Source organism: Bradyrhizobium sp. USDA 241, assembly GCF_049739505.1.
In the GTDB taxonomy this organism is placed as follows: domain Bacteria; phylum Pseudomonadota; class Alphaproteobacteria; order Rhizobiales; family Xanthobacteraceae; genus Bradyrhizobium; species Bradyrhizobium liaoningense.
Genome location: NZ_JBMGPZ010000009.1, coordinates 59058 through 75988, shown reverse-complemented (window position 1 = coordinate 75988; position 16931 = coordinate 59058). Strand labels below are relative to the sequence as shown.

The 16931-nt window shown below is 60.0% G+C and carries 14 protein-coding genes and 3 pseudogenes; 14 read left to right on the top strand and 3 right to left on the bottom strand.

The genetic code is table 11. From position 1 onward, the window contains the following. Window positions 1–245: 245 nt before the first annotated feature. The 3 genes and pseudogenes from istA to ABIF91_RS45520 all read left to right on the top strand — a co-directional run. Window positions 246–1836: pseudogene (gene istA, locus ABIF91_RS45530) on the top strand (IS21 family transposase). Then, complete coding sequence (gene istB / locus ABIF91_RS45525) at window positions 1745–2608, top strand: IS21-like element helper ATPase IstB (protein ID WP_038952122.1); 864 nt, start codon at window positions 1745–1747, stop codon at window positions 2606–2608. The pseudogene istA and the gene istB overlap by 92 nt, the downstream one beginning before the upstream one ends. A 3-nt stretch (window positions 2609–2611) precedes the next feature. Continuing rightward, window positions 2612–3418, top strand: a pseudogene (locus tag ABIF91_RS45520) (IS256 family transposase); the annotation flags it as partial. Here ABIF91_RS45520 and ABIF91_RS45515 read toward each other — a convergent pair. Next, complete coding sequence (locus tag ABIF91_RS45515; protein ID WP_051393981.1) at window positions 3419–3997, bottom strand: hypothetical protein; 579 nt, start codon at window positions 3995–3997, stop codon at window positions 3419–3421. It lies immediately after the preceding pseudogene. 86 nt (window positions 3998–4083) lie between these two features. Further along, the gene (locus ABIF91_RS45510; RefSeq protein WP_244430210.1) at window positions 4084–4989 is read right to left on the bottom strand and encodes a LysR family transcriptional regulator; all 906 of its coding nucleotides are present in this window, start codon (window positions 4987–4989) and stop codon (window positions 4084–4086) included. Between the two features lie 161 nt (window positions 4990–5150). Between ABIF91_RS45510 and ABIF91_RS45505 the strand changes: the two genes are divergently transcribed. The 11 genes from ABIF91_RS45505 to ABIF91_RS45455 all read left to right on the top strand — a co-directional run bounded on the left by ABIF91_RS45505 (window position 5151) and on the right by ABIF91_RS45455 (window position 16493). Further along, the gene (locus ABIF91_RS45505) at window positions 5151–6071 is read left to right on the top strand and encodes a VOC family protein (RefSeq protein WP_028181293.1); all 921 of its coding nucleotides are present in this window, start codon (window positions 5151–5153) and stop codon (window positions 6069–6071) included. Between the two features lie 159 nt (window positions 6072–6230). Further along, the gene (locus ABIF91_RS45500) at window positions 6231–6599 is read left to right on the top strand and encodes a Rieske (2Fe-2S) protein (protein ID WP_100213550.1); all 369 of its coding nucleotides are present in this window, start codon (window positions 6231–6233) and stop codon (window positions 6597–6599) included. 75 nt (window positions 6600–6674) lie between these two features. Then, window positions 6675–7373 carry a FadR/GntR family transcriptional regulator gene (locus ABIF91_RS45495; protein ID WP_424579928.1) on the top strand — a complete coding sequence of 233 codons (699 nt, stop codon included), beginning with the start codon at window positions 6675–6677 and terminating at the stop codon, window positions 7371–7373. 183 nt (window positions 7374–7556) lie between these two features. Beyond that, window positions 7557–8534 (top strand): ornithine cyclodeaminase family protein, encoded by a 978-nt coding sequence (locus ABIF91_RS45490; RefSeq protein ID WP_018273766.1) that lies wholly within the window; start codon window positions 7557–7559, stop codon window positions 8532–8534. 75 nt (window positions 8535–8609) lie between these two features. Beyond that, a complete protein-coding gene (locus ABIF91_RS45485) occupies window positions 8610–9626 on the top strand; it encodes a dihydrodipicolinate synthase family protein (RefSeq protein ID WP_026193395.1) in 1017 nt (338 codons plus the stop codon). 13 nt (window positions 9627–9639) lie between these two features. Then, window positions 9640–11064, top strand: a complete 1425-nt coding sequence (locus tag ABIF91_RS45480) for an NAD-dependent succinate-semialdehyde dehydrogenase (protein WP_028181295.1) — start codon at window positions 9640–9642, stop codon at window positions 11062–11064. An 89-nt stretch (window positions 11065–11153) separates the two neighbouring features. Continuing rightward, on the top strand, window positions 11154–12287 hold the full coding sequence (locus tag ABIF91_RS45475; RefSeq protein ID WP_028181296.1) for an FAD-dependent oxidoreductase: 1134 nt from the start codon (window positions 11154–11156) through the stop codon (window positions 12285–12287). Window positions 12288–12419: 132 nt separating this feature from the next. Next, window positions 12420–13625, top strand: coding sequence for an MFS transporter (locus ABIF91_RS45470; protein WP_051393982.1), 1206 nt, complete (start codon window positions 12420–12422; stop codon window positions 13623–13625). 171 nt (window positions 13626–13796) lie between these two features. Beyond that, complete coding sequence (locus ABIF91_RS45465; RefSeq protein ID WP_018273761.1) at window positions 13797–14057, top strand: transcriptional regulator; 261 nt, start codon at window positions 13797–13799, stop codon at window positions 14055–14057. 239 nt (window positions 14058–14296) lie between these two features. Beyond that, window positions 14297–14743 carry a hypothetical protein gene (locus tag ABIF91_RS45460; RefSeq protein WP_424579927.1) on the top strand — a complete coding sequence of 149 codons (447 nt, stop codon included), beginning with the start codon at window positions 14297–14299 and terminating at the stop codon, window positions 14741–14743. Between the two features lie 406 nt (window positions 14744–15149). Next, a complete protein-coding gene (locus ABIF91_RS45455) occupies window positions 15150–16493 on the top strand; it encodes an IS1380-like element ISBdi2 family transposase (protein ID WP_208086440.1) in 1344 nt (447 codons plus the stop codon). Between the two features lie 197 nt (window positions 16494–16690). Here the strand turns inward: ABIF91_RS45455 and ABIF91_RS45450 are convergent. Beyond that, a pseudogene (locus ABIF91_RS45450) lies at window positions 16691–16927 on the bottom strand (IS630 family transposase); the annotation flags it as partial. Window positions 16928–16931 lie beyond the last annotated feature (4 nt).

The window sequence follows — 16931 nt, the reverse complement described above, 5'->3', positions numbered from 1 at the left end:
GCTGACGCGTCGTGGTCTGAGCTTGCGGTTAAGGTCGAATGGAGCCTTGGCAGCGGCGTCCAGTCCCCATCAAGCGCCGGGCAGAAGACTGGCGCCCCCGAGATCGTCCGTGCGGCGATTGCGCACCCCCGGGTGTGTTTCGGCATGGAATAAGGACCCCGTTTTCGGGGTGATCGGCATCCAATCGGGACCCCGGGATAAGGGTCCACAGTGGCTTCCATCGAGTCATGGAAGCCGAGGTTGGGATGCTGGTGGTGGAGACGATTGGTAAGATCCGTCGCGCCTACTTTGTTGATGGTCGTCCGATCAAGGCGATCTGCCGAGAACTTGGCGTATCGCGGAAGGTGGTTCGCAAGGTCATTCGTTCTCAAGCGACGGAGTTCCGGTACGAGCGCGAGACGCAGCCGCTCCCGAAGATGGGTGCCTGGAGTGCCGAGCTTGATCGGTTGCTGGCAGGGAATGAGAGCAAGGCGGCGCGGGAACGGCTGACGCTGATCCGGCTATTCGAGGAGCTTCGCGGCCTGGGTTATGCCGGCGGCTATGATGCGGTTCGTCGATACGCACGACGGTGGAGCAAGGAACGCGGCACCTCGACAGCGTCGGCTTATGTGCCGCTGAGCTTTGCACCCGGCGAAGCTTACCAGTTCGACTGGAGCCACGAGGTCGTCCTGCTGAGCGGCACCACGGTGATGGTGAAGGCTGCTCATGTCCGGCTCTGTCACAGCCGCATGCTGTTCGTGCGGGCCTATCCGCGGGAGACGCAGGAGATGGTGTTCGACGCCCACGACCGGGCATTCGCCTTGTTCAAAGGCACCTGCACCCGCGGCATCTACGACAACATGAAGACCGCGGTGGAGACGATCTTTGTCGGTAAAGGCCGTCTCTACAATCGCCGCTTCCTGCAGATGTGCAGCCACTATCTGGTCGATCCGGTCGCCTGTACGCCAGCGTCGGGCTGGGAGAAGGGGCAAGTCGAGAACCAGGTCGGGCTGGTCCGGGAACGCTTCTTCACGCCGCGGCTGCGGTTCAAAACCCTCGACGAGTTAAACGCCTGGCTGCTCGACAAATGCATCGCCTACGCCAAGGCTCATCGCCATCCGGAGCTGACCGATCAGACGATCTGGGACGTGTTCGAAGCCGAACGCCCCAAACTCGTTCCCTATGCCGGCCGCTTCGACGGCTTCCATGCGGTGACGGCATCGGTCTCGAAGACCTGCCTGGTGCGCTTCGACAACAACAAGTACTCGGTCGCAGCCAGCGCAGTCGGACGACCGGTCGAGGTTCAAGCCTATGCCGATCGCATCGTGATCCGTCAGGATGGACGTATCGTTGCCGAGCACCCGCGATCATTCGGTCGCGGCGAGACGGTCTACGACCCTTGGCACTATGTGCCCGTGCTGGTGCGCAAGCCCGGTGCCTTGCGTAATGGCGCTCCCTTCAAGGACTGGGTGCTGCCCGCAGCGATTGAGCGTGTACGGCGCAAACTCGCCGGTGCCGACGATGGCAATCGACAGATGGTCGACATCCTCAATGCGGTGCTGACAGACGGATTGCCCGCGGTGGAAGCCGCCTGCGCCGAGGCGGTCGCTCATGGCGTTCATTCCGCCGATGTCGTTCTCAATATCCTGGCCCGTCAACGTGAACCCGCCCCACCGGCCAACATCATGACGCCGGCCGCACTGACGCTCCGTCATGCACCGATCGCCGATTGTGCCCGCTACGACAACCTCCGGAGGACCATCTGATGGAACGAACCCAAATCTTCGACCTCATGGGCGAACTCAAGCTCTACGGCATGAAGGCTGCCTTCGACGAGATCATGGCAACTGCCGTTAAGCGCCAGCACGAACCTCAGCGCATTGTCGGCGACCTGCTCAACGCCGAGATCAACGAGAAGCAAGCCAGGTCGATCAAATACCAGCTCACCATTGCCAAGCTGCCGCTCGCCAAGGACATCGCCGACTTCCAGTTCGACGGCACGCCGATCAATCAGACTCTCGTCAATGATCTCGCTGACGGCGGCTTCATCGCCCAACAACGCAACGTCGTGCTGGTTGGCGGCACCGGTACAGGCAAAACACACCTGGCCATTGCCGTCGCCAGAAGTTGCATCCGCAATGGCGCTAGAGGACGCTTCTACAACGTCGTCGACCTCGTCAACCGGCTCGAGACCGAAACCCGCAACGGTCGGCAGGGACGGCTCGCCGAGCATCTGACCCGCATGGACTTCATCGTCCTCGACGAGCTGGGCTATCTGCCGTTCGCGCAATCCGGCGGTCAGCTCTTGTTCCATCTCATCAGTCGGCTCTACGAGCGCACCTCAGTCATTGTCACCACAAATCTTGCGTTCGGCGAATGGCCGAGCGTGTTCGGCGATGCCAAAATGACCACCGCGCTACTCGACCGATTGACCCATCACTGCGACATCGTCGAGACCGGCAACGACAGCTGGCGATTCAAAAGCCGCGACGATGTTCAAACAACCCGCGCTCGCGCCGTCTCCGCAACCCCGACCAGCTCCGACGACCCGAGCGCTACCAGCAGAGCACGCCGATCAAAGGGGTCCCTTTTGGAGGCCGATAGGGGGTCCCAGTCAAACGCCGATTGACAGGCCGATTGGCAGGTCGAGTACGAACGCTGGCAGAGACGCGATCTGTCGGCGCGTCGCTATGTCTACATCTGGGCCGATGGCGTGTACCTGCAGGCCCGCATGGAAGATCACAGCGAATGCATGCTGGTGCTGATTGGCACCACGCCGGAAGGCAAGAAGGAGCTGATCGGCTTCCAGGTCGGCGTGCGCGAGAGCGCGCAGAGCTGGCGCGAACTCCTGATCGACCTGCGGCAACGCGGGTTACGGATTGCCCCGCAACTCGCCATCGGCGACGGCGCCCTCGGCTTCTGGAAGGCACTGGACGAGGCCTTTCCCGGCACGCGGCACCAACGATGCTGGTGCCATAAAGTGAGCAACGTACTCGACAAGGTCGCCAAATCCGTGCAGGGCCCCATGAAGAACGACCTGCGGAACATCTATCTGGCCCCACACCGGGCCGAAGCTGAAACCGCGATCGACGTCTTCGTCGAGAAATACCACGTCAAATACGGACGTGCGGTGGAGTGCCTGATCAAGGATCGCCATGCGCTGCTCGCCTTCTTCGACTTCCCTGCTGAGCACTGGATCCACCTACGCAGCTCGAACCCGATCGAGAGCGTCTTCGCCACGGTGCGCCACCGAACGGTGCGGACCAAGGGATCGCTGTCGCAACAAACTGCGAAGCTGATGGTGTTCAAGCTCATCGACGCCGCATCGAAGACCTGGCGGCGATTGAAGAGCACGAACCAGTTGCCGAAAGTCATCGCCGGTGTAAAGTTCATCGACGGAATCGAAGTCATTCCGAACACTGAAAGCCACGCCGCCTGATCAGGCCGCGTCACCCAAAATCAGCCATAGCTCGGGAAATGCAGGATAGCGATCGTTCACGCGTGACAGCACTCGCGCCCCCTGTGCGATGGCCGTGCCGTCGAAGGGGGGCCCGAGCAGGGTGGCGTCCCCTTCTCCGGCCAATAAACTCTGGTATCGTTCACGCACGCCGCCGGCAGCTTTGAGTGCATACGATCCGCTCGGCAATCCGGCATCGTCCAGCAACGCTCTGGCGGCCACCACGAAACCGTTCTTCGTCGAATCGACGAGAAGCGTGCCGCCTCTCAAGTCTTCGATTTCGGAAACGTCCGCACCGGCAATCAGGGAGAGGGGAGTCGTCTGCTCGACTTGCGCGATGATACAGAGATCTCGTCCGAAGTCGCGCATCCTCCAGTCCATCACATTGTCCATGGCAGTGACGACTGCATCTGCCGCCCCGCTCACGAGAGCCACGAACTGCTCATCGGAGGATTTTGTTGCAATGCCGTCAATTCGCGGGCGCGCCGGCGTCGATCGCGTGCTGGCGCGCGCCAGGATCGAGATTGCGGGCTCGACAAACCAATTGACGGTGATTTGCATTCCTCGTCACTCCTCCCGCCGAGGAGAGCTAAACGAAACGTATCGTTGTGTAAAGAACGCGCCGGAATAGCTTTGCTGCCCCGCGGCTACTTCTTCTGCATCTTAGCGGCGGCTTTCTTGAAGATGTCCCGTATCCAAATAATGCCGGGGTCGCGGCTGCGATAGTGGTGCCACTGCATCTGCTGCTCGAACCGCTCCATCGGGAACGGGAGCTCGAGGACTGAAATGGAGAGGTGACGTGCCCAGAGTTGCGCGGTGCGGCGATGGACGACCGCTATGCGGTCGGTCCCGACAACAAGGTGCGGTACGGAAGAAAAAGCGAAGGTCGAGATCTCCGTCCGCCGCGTGATCCCCAATTGATCCAGGAGAACGGAATCGAGCGCGCCCCCCGTCGGCGAGGAAAGATATCGCACGTGACCTGCGGCTGCGAACGCCTTCCGGGTGAGCGGTTCTCGGCCGTACTTGCCGCGACGCCATGCCACGCAACAATAATCGTCGTCGAACAGCTTGATCGACGGGTGTTCCGGTGAACAAACGATACGCGGCGCGAGCAGAAGATCCGCCTCACCCCGTTCCAGATAGACGTTGGGTCGATCCGTCTGCCGCAAGAAATGGAAGCGGATGTGATCGCCGAAGGGGGCCGTGAGCTCGAGTACCAGCGGAATGATGGTGTGAAGCGAGTAGTCGGAGACGAGCAGGCGGAATTCACGGCTCGCCTGTTTGGGATCGAAATCAGGCTTCTTGGCCAAAGCGGCCTCGATGCGCGTGAGCACGTCGGCGATTTCGGGGCGCAGTATTTCGGCGCGTACGGTCAGTTCCATTTTTTGACCAACGCGAACGAGCAGCGGATCGTCGAAATATTGCCGAAGCCGGCCAAGGGCGTTGCTCATCGCGGACTGGCTGAGGTTCATGCGCTCTGCCGTCTGGCTGATGGACTTTGTGACAATCAGGTGGTCGAGCGCGACGAGCAAGTTGAGATCGAGATTGTTCAACCGCAACTTTACCTCCAATTTATTGATCTGATGAATAGATATGATTTAAACTATCCATTTTCTTGATGAATTGCCAGGGCATATGCTGATGTCTCGGATCACCCGCGCAATGCGCTCCTTGGATTGGCGGGTTTCGACAAAGATAATGGAGGAGGACAGCCTTGAAAATCGTCGGCCCCGATGAGCTTGTGTTCGGTGTTGATAGTGTGGAGGCGTGCGCCGCGTTCATCACCGATTTTGGATTGAAACATGTCGGTGAGAAGGACGGCTCCGGGCTTTACGAGGCCCTCGATGGAACGGGCTTGTCGATCTATCCCAAGGATGATCCCAGCCTGCCGCCGCCGCTGCCGACCAGCAACATGCTCAGAAAGACGATTTATGGCGTCGAGGATCAGCAGACCCTGGATCAGATCAAGGATGAACTCAGCAAGGACCGTCAAGTCCAGGTTCGGCCGGATGGTACGGTTGAAGCGGTGGACGACTTAGGGTTCGCGCTCGGCTTCCGCATTACGCGGCGCCGCAAGCTGACCCTGCTGCCGGAGCGCATCAATTCGCCCGGTGCTGCTCCGCAGCGTGGCTTCAACGAAATCGGCGCTAATGAGGACGCCGCGGCGTTGCCGCGAACCCTGTCGCACGTCGTCTATTTCGTGCCCGATGCGGCAAAGATGGAGGCCTTCTACATCCAGCGTCTTGGGTTTGCCGTGATGGACCGGTTCACCGGGGGCGGTCCATTCCTGCGCCCAGCTTCGAACACCGATCATCACACGCTATTCCTGATCCAAACCCCGGAATACATGAAAGGGATCGAGCATTTTGCATTCCACATGCAAGGTCCGACGGAATTGATGCTTGCCGGATCGCGAATGGTGAAGAAGGGATACCAGTCGTTCTGGGGACCGGGTCGCCACAAGTTCGGCTCCAACTGGTTCTGGTATTTCAACAGCCCAATGGGTACCCACGCTGAATTCGACGCTGATATGGATGTCTTCGATGATAAGTGGGAGCCGCGCGTCTTGCCGATGAGGACCGAGCATTCTCAGATCTTCCTGCTGGAGCATCGGGAAAAATGGGCTCCGGGCTAGGTCGCGGCGGGTACCAACGGGTGCGGGAGTAGGGGGCCGCGCCCGTATTCTTGTTCCGTGAAAATGCAAGGCAGCATGCTTACACAATGATGCGGAGATTTCCTCTACCGCTGCGCGGGGCCTGATTTGAGCGCGGACAAAACGAAGCCGCTAACCAAAGTGCTATGCTGTCTTTCGGATCTGGAGGACGGTGAGGCTCGCGGGTTCGACCCTTTCAAAATAGGGCGCGACACCGTGTTCGTCGTGCGCAGGAGCGACAAGGTCTATGCCTATCGGGACGTATGTCCGCACTATGGCAGCACGCCGCTTCCCTGGAAGAAGAACGCTTATCTGACCAGAGACGCGCAGCACATCTTCTGCAGCGCGCATGGGGCAACGTTCGATATTGAAACCGGCACTTGCACACTGGGCCCGTGCCTGGGCCAATCGCTGACCTCAGTGCAGATCGCGATCTCCCAGGCGGGGGAGATCCGGCTTTTCCTCGAACCGGAGGAGGGCCCGATCCGCACACCGGTTGCCACCGGCTGACCCCTCTGATCGCGATCACGTTCGCTCAGAAAGCTCGGCCTTGTCATTCGGCTGGAATTGGTTGATATTGGGCGGATGAATGAAATCTCTGATTCCCGTCAACCCGTCATCGAAATCCTCCGGAGCTATCTGAAGGAGCGCGGCTTCCGCCCCAACGAACAATTGCCCCCCGAGCGCCAGCTCGCCGACGACCTGAACCTGACCCGTAGTCGCCTGCGCACGTCTCTGGCAAGGCTTGAACGTGAGGGAGTGATCTGGAGGCATGTCGGGCAGGGTACGTTCATGAGCGCGCGGGCGGAAGCGCAGGGCTTGGCTCAGTTTACGGACGCCGGCCCAACCCTGGAAACCAACCCAGCTGAGATCCTGGAGACCAGGCTTACGCTAGAGCCGCAGATCGCCTTCCTTGCGGCGCAGCGCGCGACTGGCAGTGATGTCGAAAGGATCAAGGGAATCCTCGAAACATCGAAGGGAATAGAGGCTTGGGAGGAGTGGCGCGAACTCGACAAGGCGTTTCATCTCGCCATCGCGCAGGCTTCCAAGAACCAGCTGCTGCTGAAAATTCTGGTGATGATTCAGGAAAGCCAGACCCAGAGAAATTGGGGGCGGCTCTCCGACTTGCCGTCCGCGATTGCTAGGCGCAGCCATATTACGCACGAGCATGATGCGATCTTTCACGCCATCCAGTCGCGAGAAGCTCGCGATGCTGCGGTTCTCATGCGCCGACATCTCGAGGAAGTGCGCAAGGCCCTGCTGGGCCCGTTCGCGCCGATCTGACCCCAAACGTAAGCCTCGCAGTATCCTTGTATCGGCATCGGGCCCCGTGCCCGCCGATTGCTATTCCGATTGGGCCAACGCTCAAATTGGTTGATTGACTCTTCCAAATTGGTCGATTATTGATCTTAATTGGGTGGAAATTGGTTATACAAGGATTGGGCCTTGACGGTATCAAATGCGGCCGTGAGCTTCGTGCCGGCCTCGGCAGTTTTGGAAATCCTGGATTGGAAACAGGTCATCGAAAGCCTGTCTCGCGCCTATTCCGTGCCGCACGGGCCGATGGTCAGTCCGCTTCGGACGGTGGCGCGGAATGGCCGGATTTGGCTCAGAAGCCTGACGGCGATTCCACCGGGCGCTCGCTTCATGGGCGGCAAGCTGTTCGGCATGGGGCCGAAGCCGGCGATCAACTATCTGATCCCACTGTTTGAGCAGGAAACCGGCGAGCTCCGCGCGCTTGTCGATGGAGCGTTCATCACCAGCTTCCGCACCGCCTCTACCTCCGCGGCAGCCCTCGACGTGCTCGCACCGAAAGAGGATTTGGTCATTGGCATGATTGGTAGCGGCCAGGAGGCCGTAGCCCACGCCCGCGCCATTCACGCCATTCGCAGGATTGGCGAGCTGCGCATCTTTAGCCCCACGCCGGAAAGCAGGGCACGCTTTGCAAAAACATTTCAGGCCGAGACCGGCGTCACTTGCGTCGCGGCAGATACGCCTGAGGATGCCGTAAGGCCGGCGACCCTCGTGGTCGCGGCAGCGCGCTCGCGCGACGAGTCACCAATCCTGTACGGTGACTGGCTGGATAATTGCCGGGCCGTGGTCTCGGTCGGATCCACGGTCCCCGAACAGCGCGAAATCGACACCAGCGTGGTCGCGCGTTCTGATCTGATCGTGTGCGATGTGCTTGAGGAGGTCATGCACGAAACGGGTGACATGATCGCGGCGAAAAAAGCGGGCGTCAGCTTCGAACAGAAATGCGTATCGCTCAACGATCTCTTGTGCGGAAAGGTCGCGGACAGGGTCAGAAGTGCGAGCATGCCGATGTTCAAGAGCGTCGGCGCCGGTATCCAGGACATCGTCTGCGCCGAGCTTGCTTATGAGCTTGCCGACAAAGCCCGTCGTCTCGTTCCGTTGCCGATCGAGTTCTACAGGAAGACGATCTAGCGCAGAGCTCTGCGTCTCTCTTGGTGGAGTGTTGAGACTGGCCGTGCATGTTCGGCAGTCCGGGAGGAGATAGAAGTGGCCTCTTATTCGAAAAATGAAACACGCGGCTGGACTCGCGAAAGGATGATCGGTGCTGTGAACTGCACCATCCCTTCCTTCACCGGGGACATGAACGGCATCAACGAAACGGCGATTCGCCACGATGTCGCGCTCGCCAAGAAGCACGGCTTCGTCGGGTCGCTTGCCATCGGTGAAGTCAACATCACGCTTCCCGAATACGTCGATTTCGTCCGGATTATGAAGGAGGAGGCCGGCAAGGACTTCTACGTCATGCATCATGCAAGCTGGAATACACTCGAGCAGAACATCGAGGCCGTGCAGCTCGCTGAGCGTGCCGGAGCTGACTACGTGCTCCTGACCTATCCCGCAAACTTTTATCCGCAGTCCGAAGATGAGATCTTCCAATACACCAAGGCGTTCTGTGATGCGACGAATCTCGGTGTCCTGCTGTTTCCGATGGCGATCTGGGGATTTTCTCGGCTGCATCCGGCCGACATCTCATCGAGTGTGATCCGTCGGATGCTGGACGCCTGCCCCAACATCGGCGCCATCAAGGCGGAGGGCGGCCATCCCTCGATCATGAGCGTGATCGAATGCCATCGGCTGTTCGGCGAAGAAGTGGTGATCTCGATGCCGCTGGAATGGGATCTCATCCCGTTGTCACAGCTATTTCCAATCCAGCTCTCGGCGACTTCGGACCACGAGTTCTGGGGCCCGCTGATCCCGCACGTCATGAAGCTGCTACGCGAGCGCAAGTTCGACGAGGCGACCGAAATCTACTGGCGTATGCATCCGGCACGCAAGGTGAAGAACCAGATGACCCAGTCGATGACGGGTGCGTTCATGCTGAACCGCATGCAGTGGAAATTTCAGGGTTGGTTGCAGGGCTACAATGGTGGCCCATTGCGCGGGCCGACGCCGAGGTTGCACGAAAATCACATGCTTGCGCTGCGCAACGCGCAACGGGCCTCAGGTCTTAATCCCAGTGAGGATCCGCTCCACGAGTACTTCATAGGCCGCAGTCCCTCCTGATCAGGACGAGGACATGACGATTGCCAGGAAATATCAGTCCGGCCGCCACCCGATCCTGATCGGAGATTGGCGGGATAGCGAAACCGGCGCGACGATCGAGGTCCGAAATCCCTCGAATGATGAAGTGATTGCCCATGTCGCTAACGCCAGCGTGGCCGACGCGCTTGCTGCCGTAGATGCCGCCGCGGCCGCCGCGCCGGCGTGGGCCGCCACGTCGCCGCGCCAAAGAGCCGAAATCCTGCTGATCGCAGAGGAGAGGGAGCTGGCGCGCCTGATCTCTCTCGAAAATGGCAAGGCTTACTCAGACGCGCTAGGGGAGGTACGCTACGCTGCCGAGTTCTTTCGCTGGTACAGCGAGGAAACGCCGAGGATCATCGGCGAGATGAGCTTGGCGCCTTCGGGGCAGAACCATATTCTCGTATCCTATGAGCCCGTAGGCATTGCCGTCCTTGTGACGCCCTGGAATTTCCCCGCGGCCATGGCCACGCGCAAGATGGCGCCGGCCCTTGCAGCCGGCTGCACCTGCGTGCTCAAGCCTGCGACGGAAACGCCGCTGACCGCACTCGCGGTCGCTGAAATCATCTTGAAGGCGGGTGTCCCAAAGGGCGCGATCAATGTGATCGTGACCTCTCAGTCGGGCAAGTCGGTTGGTGCGATGTTGCACGACCCGCGCGTGCGGACTGTCTCGTTCACCGGCTCAACCGAGGTCGGTCGTATTCTGCTGAGAGAGGCCGCCGACCAGGTTCTCACCACGTCGATGGAGCTTGGTGGCAACGCCCCGTTCCTGGTTTGCCATGACGCGAACCTCAACGCCGCGCTCGACGGCGCCATGGTCGCGAAGATGCGCAACGGCGGAGAAGCATGCACGGCGGCAAACAGGTTCTATGTCGCGCGCAATCTCTACGAGGACTTCACTCAAGGGCTGGCCAGACGGATGTCGGGGCTCAAGATCGGTGATGGGGTCGACGAAGATACGCAGCTCGGCCCAATGGTGAATGCCGAGGCGGTGTTGAAGATCGACGAGCTCGTCCGGGATGCCATCGCGCGCGTCGTTACCGGCGGGCACCGGCTCAATCGCGCAGGCCATTTTTATGCACCCACAGTACTCGCCGACGTCCCTGAGGATGCAGCCATCCTGAAGAACGAAATCTTCGGACCCGTTGCGCCCATCGTGCCGTTCGACGACGAGGCGCACGCCATGAAACTTGCCAACGACACCGAATTCGGACTGATCTCCTATTTGTACACCGAGGATTTGAAGCGAGGTTTGCGCCTGTCGGGGCAAATGCAGAGCGGCATGGTTGCGCTCAACAGGGGGCTGGCAACTGACCTTGCCGCGCCCTTCGGCGGCAGCAAGGCAAGCGGTCTGGGGCGCGAAGGTTCGACCGAAGGCATCAAGGAATATCTCGAAACCAAGTACATCGCGGTCTCGCTGTAACGAGCGACAAGGAGCCGTTTGCTGATCATTGCGTGGCCCGTGTAGGACCGGGAGCCAAAAAAATAGAATACCACGAGAAGGAGGATAACATGGGCGCGGTGAAGAAGGCTTTCGTCGTGGGCGGCGGGATTGGCGGCTTGACGGTCGCCCATGCGCTTCAGCGGATAGGCGTATCCACCAGAGTCATTGAAATGGGCGACAGGCATGACCGGATCGGCACCGGCATTACGCTGCTTGGGAATGCCTTGCGGGCACTCGCCGAACTGGGATTGGTGGATGCTTGCCTCGAAGGCGGCCATGGTTGGGACATCGTGTCGGTGCGCGATGGTGCCGGAACGGTCCTGAGCGAGCAATCCTCGCCAAGAATTTGGGACCCCAATCGTCCGGCTGCGCTGGGGATCATGCGCCCGCGTTTGGGGCAGGTCCTGGAGGACTTTGCGACGAAGAGCGGCGCGAAGATCGATTTCAATACAACGGTCACCCAGATTGACCAGGACGATGATGGGGTGACGGTTCATCTATCGAACGGCGAGACAGATCGCGCCGATCTGCTGATCGCCGCGGATGGCGCATATTCGAAGATACGCCAGAAAATCTTCGGCGAAGAGTTCAAGCCGCATTATGCCGGCCAGGGGGTGTGGCGTTACACGGTCTCCCGCACCCAGTCCATGAATGGCTTCGTCCTATACCGTCTTCCGACAGGTCGAATGGTGGGCTCGCTGCCGCTGTCGAAGGAATTGTGCTATCTGTTCTTCCTGGAAAGCACGGATGAAAAGCTTCGTGTCCCGCAAGATCAGGTGTGCGATTATCTCCGTAACCTGCTCACCCCCTTTACGGCGCCCGAACTGGTCGCGGCTGCTGAAATGGTCGGCGTGGACAAGCACATAAGCTACCGCCCATTCGATGTCTTGATGATGCCGGCTCCCTGGCACTGCGGCCGGGTCGTGCTGCTGGGCGATGCGGCCCATTCACTGACGCCGCAAATGACGTCTGGCGGCGGTATGGCGATTGAGGATGCGCTGGTTCTCTCTCAGGAACTGGATCGGAACGACGGTCTGGAGACTGCGCTCGTGAGCTATTGCCGTCGGCGCGAGGAAAGGGCCAGGCGCGTCTACGACATCGCATACGCCATTTGCCGGGAAGAGCGCAAACCGGAGCATGGTCGGGACTATTCGATGGGCCTTCTTCGCGAAGGCTACGCGTTCCTGGCCGCGCCTGTCTGATTGCGGGTAGGCGAAGTCGAACCGGAATCAACGGACGTCGCTTCCACGGTGATAGGGCCCATCCGAGGACAGAAGGCAAACTCCGTCACTTAACTTCGGCCTACGACAAATAAATCACGAGAGGGGGAATGCATGACAAGGCAAGCGGGCTCGTTGCAGGGATGGATCTTGACGTCTGCTCCATGGATGACGGTTTTTGGGGTGGTTCTGTTGTCGCCGGTCCTGCCGTTCATGATGAAAGAGTTTGCGCAGCACCCGAATGCGCAGGTATTGGTTACGACGGTACTTGCCGGCCCTGCGTTGATCATCGCGCTGCTGTCTCCTTTCGTAGGCGTTTTGGTCAAGCGCGTCGGACGCAAGAATGCCCTGATAGCGGCTATTGTCGTTTACGCTATCGCGGGATCGGCGCCGGTCTGGCTCAATGATATCTACCATATCATTGCCAGCCGCATGATCGTCGGCGCGACCGAGGCGGTACTGACGGCGGTGGCCACTGTCTTGACGGTGGACTACTTCTCTGGCCGGGCGCGAGAGCGGTGGCTGGCATTCCAATTCGGCTCTGCATCGGTGATTGCGGTGATCGCGTTCGGCCTAGGTGGTGCTTTGGGCGGGCTGGCGTGGGGGTGGCACACCCCCTTTCTTGTCTATGGCTTCATGATCCTGCTGTTGCCGCTCTTCATTTTCTTCCTCTGGGAGCCAACTCAGCCGATCGATCGGCTTACGGACGAAGCCAAACAATCAGCGCCGTTCCCTTGGCTGCACATTGCGCCGCTTTGGTTGATGACGATGCTCTCATCCATCGCATTCTACGTTGTGCCGGTCCAGCTCAGCTTCGTGCTTAATTCTCGCGGGCTTGCAACGCCCGAGAGTATTGGTTTGGCGAGTGCCATCGCCAACCTCGGTGTTCCGCTGGGCTCCTATCTTTTCCAGGCCTTCGCGCGACAGCCGGTGATGCGCCTCCTGACCTCGGGTCTCGTGTTGTTCGCGGCTGGATTTGCGATCGTTGCCGCTGCCGGAACTCCTCAGCTCACGGTCGTTGGTGCGTTCATCGCATGCATTGGTGGCGGCCTCGTCATCCCGCTTCACCTGACGTGGATCATGTCCAGGCTTCCTTTCGAACAGCGCGGGCTGGGTGCTGGCGGATTCTCCGGTGCGTTCTATGTCGGGCAATTCTTCAGCCCGATCGTTGCCGGTATTCTTGCTGCGGGAGCAGGCGGACTTGACGCTGCGATCGGCATACTGGGATGGACCGCCGCCGCAGCCGCCATCATCGCTCTGGTCTACGGCCTGACACGGCTGGGCGGGACTATCCGACTTGAACTGGCGGAAGCAAAGTAGGGCGTGGTGAATGAGCGCGCGGGCATTGATCGATCACTGCCATTGGCGACTGGAGGCAGCCGATCATGCCCGCCACTGTCCGCGTATTCCGTGCGCATCGCCCACGACGTCTACGAAGCAAGGCATGTGATGAACGCCACAGAGCGCTTGTTCTTGAAGGTGACCTAGCCGATGTTGGTGATCGCGCGTCAAATCAAAGCTGCGCGGTCGCTCCTCGGTTGGGAGCAGCACGATCTCGCGGCGCGATCAGGCGTGGCGATCTCGACGATACGCCGGCTCGAAGGCTTCAAGGATGCGCCGTTGGGCGCGCATGTCGAGACGCTCACGAAGATAAGTCGGGCATTCGAAGCAGCAGGAATCGAATTTCTGAACGGCCCAGGGCCGGGAGTGAAGCTTTCTGCCGAGCCGTCAGTAAACAAGCTGGCGGAATGAGGTGGGCGCAGAGCCACAAGCCGGCGCTTCAAGTATATCATGTCGTATCACAGAACCGAATGCTTGTATCGCAAATACAAACTAGTGTGATTACTGTAATCAACTGGATTATTTGAATATTCCATCGCGGAATCTATTGATGACGCGTGATTTTTGTACTGCTCTACCCCCGCAATCCGCTTGGCGGATACTGGCAAAGAGTCCGTTGAAACGGGATATTTGGAAACGCGGGAGGGGGAATGATGAAGAAACGCAACGTGGCCGTGATGGTCGGAGCGCTGACGTTGTCAGCTGTTGCTACGGTGGCCAATGCGTATGAGTTTGGATCGTCCGGTTGGGCTCAAAAGCCCGGGATCGTGCTTGGAGCTGCCGCCGCGGCGCCGCCGCCTGGCCTCTACGGATTCGATCAGGTGTTCACCTATCAGTCGAACCTGGTCGGTCCAGGAGCCCCGGTTAATCCCGGAGGAGCGTCGACCGGCGTGAAAGCCGATGTCTTCGCGCAAGGCCTGCTCTGGGTGCCCGGCTGGAATTTCCTCGGCGCGACCTATGACGTTGTTGGCGTGGTGCCATTCATTTCGGCGAGCGTTGGTCCTCCGATGGACGCCAACCCCTCGGGCATGCACAACATGTTTCTAGCCCGTCTTATTCGCGAGAGGGCGCCTGAGAGGCTGGCGAGCGTGGTGTAAAGCGCTGATGCGGCGTAGGATTCGGTTGCGAAGCCACCCCATCACCTTCAACCGCGAACGCCACGCCCGCCATGACCGATGATACGATTTCAGACCACTATCGAGAAGCAAGAATTCAACACAAATAAAACCTCTGCCTCGCGCTCGATCTCTTCATGCTTGATAGTCTCGTTTCGGAGGCTGAGCACCTACCGCGTCTAATAGGCCGCTCGCGCCGGTTTCTTTGGACGCGGCACGACCGCGACTCCACGTTTCGGCACAGAAATGATCGGGAGTCACTCAATCTTTCTTCAACTTAACCCGTCTTATTCGTAAGAGTGCGCCTGAGGGGTAAAGCGCTGATGCGGCGTAGGATTCGGTTGCGAAGCCAACCCCATCACCTCCAACCGCGAACGCCACGCCCGCCATGACCGACGATACGATTCCGCCCTTCTCGTTTCCAGCCGTTCACGCCAAGAAAGTCACAGCTGCCTTCGATGGTGGGCGCCTAACCTCGAACGGGGGCGTGATGCTTCTGGCGATGGCCGAGCGGCGTCTCGGTTTGGCCAACAATCTGGCCCGGGTGTTCCCGGATCGGCGCGATCCGACGCGGGTCGTGCACAGCCTGGTCGATATGTTCCGCGCTCGCATGTTCGCGATCTGCTGCGGCTACGAGGACGCCGACGACCTCGATCATCTGAGGTCCGATCCGGCATTCAAGCTGGCCTGCGGTCGCCTACCGGACACGGGCCGGGATTTGTGTTCCCAGCCGACGCTGTCGCGGCTGGAGAATGCTCCGCGCCTGCGCGACGTGATCCGGCTGACCTACACTTTGGTCGACGCATGGATGGATAGCTACCCGCGCGAGCCGGCATCCGTCACGCTCGACATCGATGATACCTGCGACGTCGTCCACGGCCATCAGCAGCTCTCGCTGTTCAACGCTCATTATGACGAACGCTGCTTCCTGCCGATCCACGTCTACGACACGGAGAAGAGCCGGCCCGTGGCCGTCGTGCTGCGGCCCGGCAAGACGCCGGGCGGCGTCGAGGTGCGTGCCCATCTGCGCCGCCTGGTACGGCATATCCGGACGCGATGGCACAACACGCAAATTACGTTCCGTGGCGACGGGCACTATGCCCGGCCGGAGGCAATGGCGTGGTGCGAGACCAACGGCATCGACTACATCTTCGGTCTGTCCGGCACCAAGCCTCTCGCCAGAAAAGTCGACGAGGTCGCCGACGACATCCGCACGCGACGCGCCATCGAGAACCTGCCGGTTCTGCGTGGCTATACCGAGACGCGCCACAAGGCAAAGTCCTGGGATCGCGAACGGCGCACTGTCGCCCGTATTGAGGCGACGATGCTCGGCCTCGACATCCGCTTCGTCGTCACCAGCCTCGATGTCGGCTCGGCCGAGTGGATCTACGACAGCCTGTATTGCGCGCGCGGCCAAGCCGAGAATCTGATCAAGCTGCATAAGACGCAGCTCGCCTCCGATCGCACCAGCTGCCGTTCGGCGCTCGCCAACCAGGTCCGTCTCGTGCTCCATACGGCCGCTTATTGGCTGATGCTGACCGTGCGCGACGCCATTCCCAAAGCCCGGGAATTGGCCGCTGCCGAGTTCGCGACGCTGCGTCTTCGGCTCTTGAAAATCGCCGCCCGTGTCGTCGAGACCACGAGCCGCATTCGCCTTGCGTTTGCCGCGGCATGTCCCGAAGCCGACCTGATCTGCGGCTTGCCCGGCGCGCTGCTGCCGCTCGGTCCTTGACCGGCGGGGCGTCCGCCCCCGTTCGCCCAACCCATCCCTCAAGCGCGTTGCAAAGTACCGGTCGTCAGGCGGCGAAAAGCCGAAGGCAATCCTGTGCGCCTCGTCAGACAAGATGTGCGGCCGCATCAATCGGGCCCAAAAGCCGCACTCTCACGAATAGGACGGGCTAGCCAACGAATTGAGCTAGTCACGTGAATCTAAAGTTCGCTACATAAAGTCTGCTGGGCTCTGTGGCAGAAGCGTTTGACGGAAGCCAAGATCTGGTCTGCGGACTTGGTCCATTTGAAGGGCTTCGGGTTATTGTTGTGCAGTTCGATGAAGGTACGGATGTCGGCCTCGAGCTGCCTGACTGAGGTGTGAACACCTCGCTGGATCTGCTTTCTGGTGAGTTCAGCGAACCAGCGCTCGATCTGATTGATCCATGACGTGGAAGTCAGA

Coding starts and splice junctions, on each gene's coding strand:
- ABIF91_RS45495 (WP_424579928.1), top strand. CDS start 6,675: ATGAATGAAATCTCTGATTCCCGTCAACCCGTCATCGAAATCCTCCGG.
- ABIF91_RS45475 (WP_028181296.1), top strand. CDS start 11,154: ATGGGCGCGGTGAAGAAGGCTTTCGTCGTGGGCGGCGGGATTGGCGGC.
- ABIF91_RS45470 (WP_051393982.1), top strand. CDS start 12,420: ATGACAAGGCAAGCGGGCTCGTTGCAGGGATGGATCTTGACGTCTGCT.
- ABIF91_RS45455 (WP_208086440.1), top strand. CDS start 15,150: ATGACCGACGATACGATTCCGCCCTTCTCGTTTCCAGCCGTTCACGCC.
- ABIF91_RS45460 (WP_424579927.1), top strand. CDS start 14,297: ATGATGAAGAAACGCAACGTGGCCGTGATGGTCGGAGCGCTGACGTTG.
- istB (WP_038952122.1), top strand. CDS start 1,745: ATGGAACGAACCCAAATCTTCGACCTCATGGGCGAACTCAAGCTCTAC.
- ABIF91_RS45480 (WP_028181295.1), top strand. CDS start 9,640: ATGACGATTGCCAGGAAATATCAGTCCGGCCGCCACCCGATCCTGATC.
- ABIF91_RS45515 (WP_051393981.1), bottom strand. CDS start 3,997: ATGCAAATCACCGTCAATTGGTTTGTCGAGCCCGCAATCTCGATCCTG.
- ABIF91_RS45465 (WP_018273761.1), top strand. CDS start 13,797: ATGTTGGTGATCGCGCGTCAAATCAAAGCTGCGCGGTCGCTCCTCGGT.